At 66.0% G+C, this 6,511-nt stretch carries 6 protein-coding genes and 1 tRNA gene; 5 read left to right on the top strand and 2 right to left on the bottom strand.

Going from position 1 to position 6,511, the window contains the following annotated elements; translation table 11 throughout:
- A partial coding sequence (locus LJE61_RS09300) for a hypothetical protein (protein WP_296918225.1) occupies positions 1-414 on the bottom strand: 414 nt, incomplete at its 3' end.
- A gap of 335 nt (positions 415-749) precedes the next feature.
- Here LJE61_RS09300 and LJE61_RS09295 point away from each other — a divergent pair.
- From LJE61_RS09295 to LJE61_RS09275, 5 genes are all read left to right on the top strand, one after another.
- Complete coding sequence (locus LJE61_RS09295) at positions 750-2,549, top strand: cation:proton antiporter (RefSeq protein WP_296918223.1); 1,800 nt, start codon at positions 750-752, stop codon at positions 2,547-2,549.
- Between the two features lie 271 nt (positions 2,550-2,820).
- Positions 2,821-3,345, top strand: coding sequence for a hypothetical protein (locus LJE61_RS09290; RefSeq protein ID WP_296909808.1), 525 nt, complete (start codon positions 2,821-2,823; stop codon positions 3,343-3,345).
- 203 nt (positions 3,346-3,548) lie between these two features.
- Entirely contained in the window at positions 3,549-4,310 is a 762-nt protein-coding gene (locus LJE61_RS09285) for a hypothetical protein (RefSeq protein ID WP_296918221.1), read from the top strand.
- A 1,344-nt stretch (positions 4,311-5,654) separates the two neighbouring features.
- Positions 5,655-5,731 (top strand) — tRNA-Arg (locus LJE61_RS09280).
- 103 nt (positions 5,732-5,834) lie between these two features.
- A complete protein-coding gene (locus LJE61_RS09275) occupies positions 5,835-6,203 on the top strand; it encodes a hypothetical protein (protein WP_296918220.1) in 369 nt (122 codons plus the stop codon).
- Between the two features lie 80 nt (positions 6,204-6,283).
- Here the strand turns inward: LJE61_RS09275 and LJE61_RS09270 are convergent.
- A partial coding sequence (locus LJE61_RS09270) for a JAB domain-containing protein (protein ID WP_296918218.1) occupies positions 6,284-6,511 on the bottom strand: 228 nt, incomplete at its 5' end.

The raw sequence follows: 6,511 nt of genomic DNA, 5'->3' as shown, positions 1-6,511 counted from the left end.
CGCGAGGAGCAGGACGCGGACCACCAGTCGAACCGAAAAGGCGAGGATGGGCACCACACGACCCGCGGCGAACCGCAGGGCATCCAGCGCCGTGGGCTGGCGTCCGGGCCCGGGCAAGCCGATGAACATCAATGAGGCCTGAGCCAGTGCCCCGATCGCCACCAGGACCGCCGTGGTCAGGATCAGGGTCGCGATGCCCAACGGCGTGAGCAGGAATAAGACGATGTCCTGGTCCGCAATCACGGTGCTTCCGGATAGGCGCATCGACAGGCGGACGACCAGTCCCGGCAAAGGCGCGAGCAGGACGATCCCGAGCAGGGTGTAGGCGAGGTTGACCATGAGCATCGGCCACCAGACCAACCTCAGGCGCCCCAAGAGCGCTGTCCAGACCCCGATCGCCGACTGATTCATCATCCACCTCTTCTGCGCCTTTGCGCCCGGAGTGCGGCAAATCGACTCGAGAAGCCGTGCTCCGGCCTTGCCAGCCGTATCAGGCAAATGCAGGGCAGAACAGCCAGCTTCGGCGCGGAGCCGGGCGCGCGACACTCCAGGGAAATCCGGCCGGCGACGGAGGGGCCGGTGAGCCCTGAACAGCCCCACCCTGCATCCTTGTATCCGCCGACCCGAACGCGCAGCCTGGGTCGCGGCTCACCATCACCTCGGCCGTGGCCATCAAGGATACACTTGCCGAGGCGTTCAGGGGCGCTGCTGAACGATTCCACCGAAACACCTTCACGAGGTCGCCGCGCATGCATGCCGCCACGCTGACGCTCATCATCCTGGCCGCCGGACTCGCGAGTCAGTGGGTGGCCTGGCGGATCCGCCTGCCGGCCATCGTCATCCTGATCGCCACCGGTCTCGTTCTCGGGCCTGTCACCGGCATCATCGCGCTCGCGCTCCCGCAGGATGAGCTGACCGAGCTGATCGGCTTGGGCGTGGCGATCATCCTGTTCGAAGGCGGCATGGATCTGAGACTCAGTGAACTGCGGCGCGTCGGACACGGCATTGGTCGACTGACGATCCTCGGACCGCCGCTGGCCTGGCTCCTCGGCAGTCTTGCCGCGCACGCGATTGCCGGACTGAGCTGGCCGGTGGCCTGGGTGCTCGGCGCCATTCTGGTGGTGACCGGCCCAACCGTCATCCTGCCGCTCCTGCGCCAGGCGCGCCTCGACAAGGAATCGGCGTCGCTCCTGAAGTGGGAAGGCATCGTCAACGACCCGGTCGGCGTCCTGCTTGCCGTGCTGACCTTCCAATACTGCACCATCGCCGGGGGCGGACTGACCGACACCCTGACCGGCCTGGGTGCCGCCGTCGTCGCGGCTGTCCTGTTCGGCGGTGCCGGCGGGTGGCTCACCGGCTGGCTCTATCGGCGCGGCTGGGTGCCCGAGCACTTGAAGGCACCGATCCTGATGGTCCTGGTGCTCGGGGTCTACTGGGCCAGCAACCTTGTCCAGCACGAGGCGGGGCTCCTGAGCGTCACCCTCATGGGCATGGTCATCGGCAACATGAAGCTGGTCGAGCGCGAGGCGTTGCAGCGCTTCAAGGAGAACCTGACGGTCCTCCTGCTCTCCGTGCTGTTCATCGTCATCCCGTCGCAGCTCGAGCCGAGCCAGCTCGCTCTGCTGGACTGGCGGATCTGGCTTTTCGCGCTGGCGATGCTGCTGGTACGCCCGCTCACGATCGGGCTTGCGACCCTGGGCGCACCGATGCGCCGGGAAGACAAGCTCCTGCTGGCCTGGATTGCTCCGCGCGGCATCGTCGCCGCCGCCACGGCCGGGATCTTCGGGCCAGCGCTTGTGGCCAGCGGCCATCCCGACGCCGAGAAGCTGCTGCCCATCGTGTTCCTGGTCATTATCACCACCGTCCTGGCACACGGTCTCACGATTGGCATGCTCGCACGCCGCCTCGGTCTCGCGGCCCGCAGCGCGAACGGGCTGCTGATCGTCGGTGCCTCACCCTGGACCCATGCCCTGGCGCGCGCACTGACGAGGCTGGAGATCGATGTCTTGATGGTGGACGGCGCCTACCACCGCCTGAAGCGGGCGCGCATGGACGGCATCGACGTCTACTACGGCGAGATCCTCTCCGAGCATGCCGAGCACAGGCTCGAGACGCAGCATCTGAGCGATCTCCTGTGCGCGACCGACAACGACTTCTATAACGCGCTGGTGTGCAAGGCCGAGGGGCGCGCGTTCGGACACCACCGCACCTTTCAGCTGGCCACCCACCAGGAAGCCAGTCAGGAGATGAAACGACTGACCCTCCAGCAACGCGGATATATCGCCTTCGCCCCCGACGCCGATTTTGAAACCCTGCACCAGCGCCTGGATGACGGCTGGACGATTCAGACGACGCGACTCAGCGAAGCCTACGGTCTCGACCAGCTCACGGAGCGCCTGGGCGAATCCGGACAGGACTGGTTGCTGCTCGCCGGTGTTTCCCCGGGCGGATCGTTGCGGCTGTATTCCAGGGAGCAGTCCTTCACGCCGAAGGCCGGCTGGCTCCTCTTCTATTTCGCCCCCGATCAGGACGCCTCAGGCCGGTCCTGAGGGACTGGAAATCAATTGGTCTGGCCGCCCTCGGCGCGGCCCGGCCCGGGTGTCGGGCATCTGCGCCGATCGGTTAGCCGGCCGACGGTCCGCCCCCCTGGATCCGTGTCCGGGTCGTCGCCACAGACGAGACGAATTGACCAGTGAAGCCTTAACGCCCGCGAGGTGAATCCACCGCTGTCGCCCAGGGTCAAACCCGAGTGCACCACCAGCCCGAAACGCGTTGGGCAGCAACGACTCCCGTGCGGGGGCGTGTTAACCTGATCGGGTGATGAAGCGAGCAACCGCGGTCTATGCGTTCCTCTCGCGCGCCTTGTATGCCCTGGCGAGCCTGTTCCTACTGGCGATCAGCGTCGCGATGATCGGCGCCGCGGGGCTGGACATCTGGCGTTCGGCGGCAGCCGGCGAGCCACTCAAGGCGGCCCTGCTCGACGGAATCGGCCTGATCGTGGTCTCACTCGCCGTTTTCGATGTCGCGAAGTATCTGATGGAGGAAGAGGTCCTGCGCGAACGGGAGCTACGCTCGGCGACCGAGGCGCGTCAGACCCTGACCAAATTCCTCGTGATCATCATCATCGCTCTCACGCTGGAGGGTCTCGTCTTCGTCCTCGGCGCAGCCGGCACGGACCTCAGCCTTCTCGTCTACCCGGCCGCGTTGCTGGGGGTCTCGGCCCTGTTGGTCGTCTCCCTGGCCATCTACGTGCGCCTCAGCAGCAACGCCGAGCGGCAGCTCACCGACCAGGAAGATCCGACCGCCCGGTCGGGGCCGCCGCCCCCACCGAAACCGGCGGATTGACCCCGTCTGTTCCGCCGACCCCGAGTGGCTTTGTCGAGACCGAGCAACCAATTCCCTGGCTGCCCACCAAGATGCGGGCTGCGGCTCAGAGGCTGTGAAAGACTCCCTCTGAACCGTTTCCCGTAGCCTGGCTGGAGCGCAGCGACATCCAGGTATGCGTCGCAACCATTTGATTCAGATTGAACCGGACAGTTCGCTCCCGGATGACGCTGCGCTTCAACCGGGCCATGCCGCCACAAGGGAAAGCGCCTCGCTACTCGCACCCTGCCGAGACCGCTGCTCCGCTCACTCCAGCAGGCTATCTGCTCTCTCGGACCCTCGACCAGCGCGGCCGGATCGTCGGCTTCTTGTTTGCGGGTGATCCAGAGGAGCCTGACGGCTCGCACGTCTGCCTGCGCACCGCCCGCGTCCATCAGAGCGTGAACGCATCGCGTCTGTCCGACGGGGCGGTTTACCGCTCCTTTTGCGACACCCTGCCGACCGGCCTGCGAGAGGCCATGGCTGGTATCGCCTTCGCGGCCCGCGACGCCGGTCGCGGCCTGTGGCCAAGCACCGAGGGCGCGCTGGAGCGGCCGGCGACCATTCGGACCACGGCCGACGTGGAGGCGGCGGTCCTTGTCCCGAAGCGGTTCCGCCGTCTCGCACGCTATTTCGCGTCCGGCTCACACAACCTCACGGCTTTTCTTGCATGGCTACGGGCGCAGCCGGGCGAGCGCGACGGCAACCTCGTGCTCCCGTCCATGGAGCCCGCCAACCTGCACGACATCATTTCGATCGATGGGGACCGCATCTGGATGACCGTACCCAGCGACGCCTTTCTCAGCATCGACACGCCGGAAACCTGGCGTAGCTCCCTGGAGCAACCGGGCTGGCACCGACCTCGGGAACGAAACCGTCACGATCCTCAGCACCCGCGGCGCCCCGATCGATCTGGCCCAGTACCGCATGCAGGATGGCGACAGTGACTCGGGTAGGGTCCTGCACGGCGTGCTCGCAGGAGGAGACGCGCTGCGTGTCAGACTCAACGCTGAGGTCCGTCTAGGCAACCGAGGTGACACCATCCGGCTCGTCTCACCGGCAGGCGAGGTAATGGACCGGATCTCCTACGCTGAGGATCAGGCGTCCTCGGGCCGCTCGGTGGTCTTCGGACGCACCTGATGCCGGCCCGCGCCCACCAGGCTCAACGAACGAGCGAAACCCACCCGAGGACCGGCAGGCTGCGTCCGGGCGTCCAGCGCGGGATCCGTCACAGTCAGAGGCTCTCAGCGCAACCGCCTTCCGGGACCGCGATGCTTCGGCCGAAGTCTCAGATCGCAGTGACCCCCGAACCGGTCCGGTTATCGCAACGACGAGGGAAACGCGACTGAGCTGCCCCCCTTGGCCAGCGTCGGGGATTCTGGACTGTGCGGCTCGACGCGCCCGGATCGCTAAGAGCCCGTGCCCACCTTGCGGCGGCGCTTCATCGTAATCCGCGGGGGCGTCGGTTCGCTCTCAGGCGCATTGACCGATCTTTCCTCACGCGGGCCGCCCGCCCTGGGAGCCGCCGAGTCCAATTGACGGTGCGTGAACCCGCATTCCGGACATGCTTTGAGCGCATGCTTATCGGCACCGCATGCCGGGCAGGGTGAATATGACATGACCACCTCCTTGTGAGGTCCCAGCGACACCGTGTCGCTGACTGACCGCTGCTGTCCACTCGCCCCGCTCCCGGATCCGCTCGACCCGACCGTAGGCGTCGCAAGGGGTGAAGCCCCGCGGGGAAGACATCCTCCGCGAGGCTTCGGCGTGTGCCCCACCGCTACCGCAGCAGCAGCGGCCCACAGACTTCCATGTGGATTTCTAGCAGAAGTGAAGGTGGCGAACCGGCACTGGTTCACAGCATCGAAACCGTCGCGCCCCGCGAACCGGATCACGGTCTTCGATCCGATTCATCGGCATGCTTGAAGCGCCTGGCCTGAGCAGCCTTTTAAGCCGAGCCAGCGGGTCCTGAGGATGGGAGCAGCTCCACTGTGTCCCATCGCTGCTGGAGCGGCAATGCCCCACGGACTTCCAACTCCTGGCAAGCCCCGGGGAGCACCGACCTGCTCGCCACTGCAGGCCGACCGAGCCTGGGATCACCAAGCTCCCCTGCCCCAGTGCCGCCTATTGGCGGGCGCACAACCCCACCGCTTCAAGTTGACAAGCGACGACCGGATCCGGAAGATACGCGCCTCTGTGGTGACCGCGAGCGATGCTCCCACGACCGGTCAATCAGTCTGCAGGCATGCCAGACTGGACAGAGCCTCCAGGGATGGAGCGCCATATTTCAAGCGCCCGTAGCTCAGTTGGATAGAGTACCTGGCTACGAACCAGGGGGTCGGGAGTTCGAATCTCTCCGGGCGCGCCATGAAAACAAGAGGTTACGGAATAGCCCGTAGCCTCTTTTCGTTTATGGCTAAACAAACGGCTAAACTTTTGGGGCCGCACTACCCTGGATTCCCCCGTTAGCGATGTCTAGCCTCGTCGCCCTCATGGGCTTCCTGATGCTGGCCATCGGCCTCGCGGTGCTCGTCTCGCCCGCAGTGCTCCGGGACCTCCTGCACGGCTTCCTTGAGTTCCGATGGGTCTATTGGGTCAGCGGGCTGCGCGTGTTGGCAGGGGCCGCCCTGGTCGTCGCCGCGCCAGCCACCAAGCTTCCCGACTTCATCCTCCTGTTCGGGGTCCTAATGCTCGCGGCAGGCACCTCAATCCCGTTCCTGGGCAAGGCGCGTGTGGATGGGATGGCCGAGGGCTGGCTGCGGCAGTCGGAGGCGATGTTGCGGGCCTGGGGAGCGCTGGCCGCAGTCCTCGGAGCTGTGGTCGCCTGGGCGGGGCTCTGACGGGCCAGCGAGCCCGGAGAATGCCGGATAGGAAAGACCCGGCAGAAGCCGGGTCTACGTTGCGGTGGTGTGCCCCTCTCTCAAAGTAGACCGTGACTGGCGAAGCTATAGGCATCGCCCCCGCCTACCACGAAGTGGTCCAGTACGCGAACCTCTAAGAGTGCGAGCGTCTCCTTGATCCGCTGCGTTATGCGGTGGTCCGCCTGACTCGGCGTAGCATTGCCCGAGGGGTGATTATGGGCGAGTATCACGGCCGCCGCGTTGAGTTCCAGGCAGCGCCGCGCAATCTCCCGCGGGTGAACGGAGGC

Origin of the sequence: Thiocapsa sp., assembly GCF_022340925.1 — a bacterium.
GTDB lineage: Bacteria > Pseudomonadota > Gammaproteobacteria > Chromatiales > Chromatiaceae > Thiocapsa.
The sequence above is the reverse complement of the archived record's forward strand: the minus strand, read 5'-3'. Positions and strand labels throughout refer to the sequence as shown.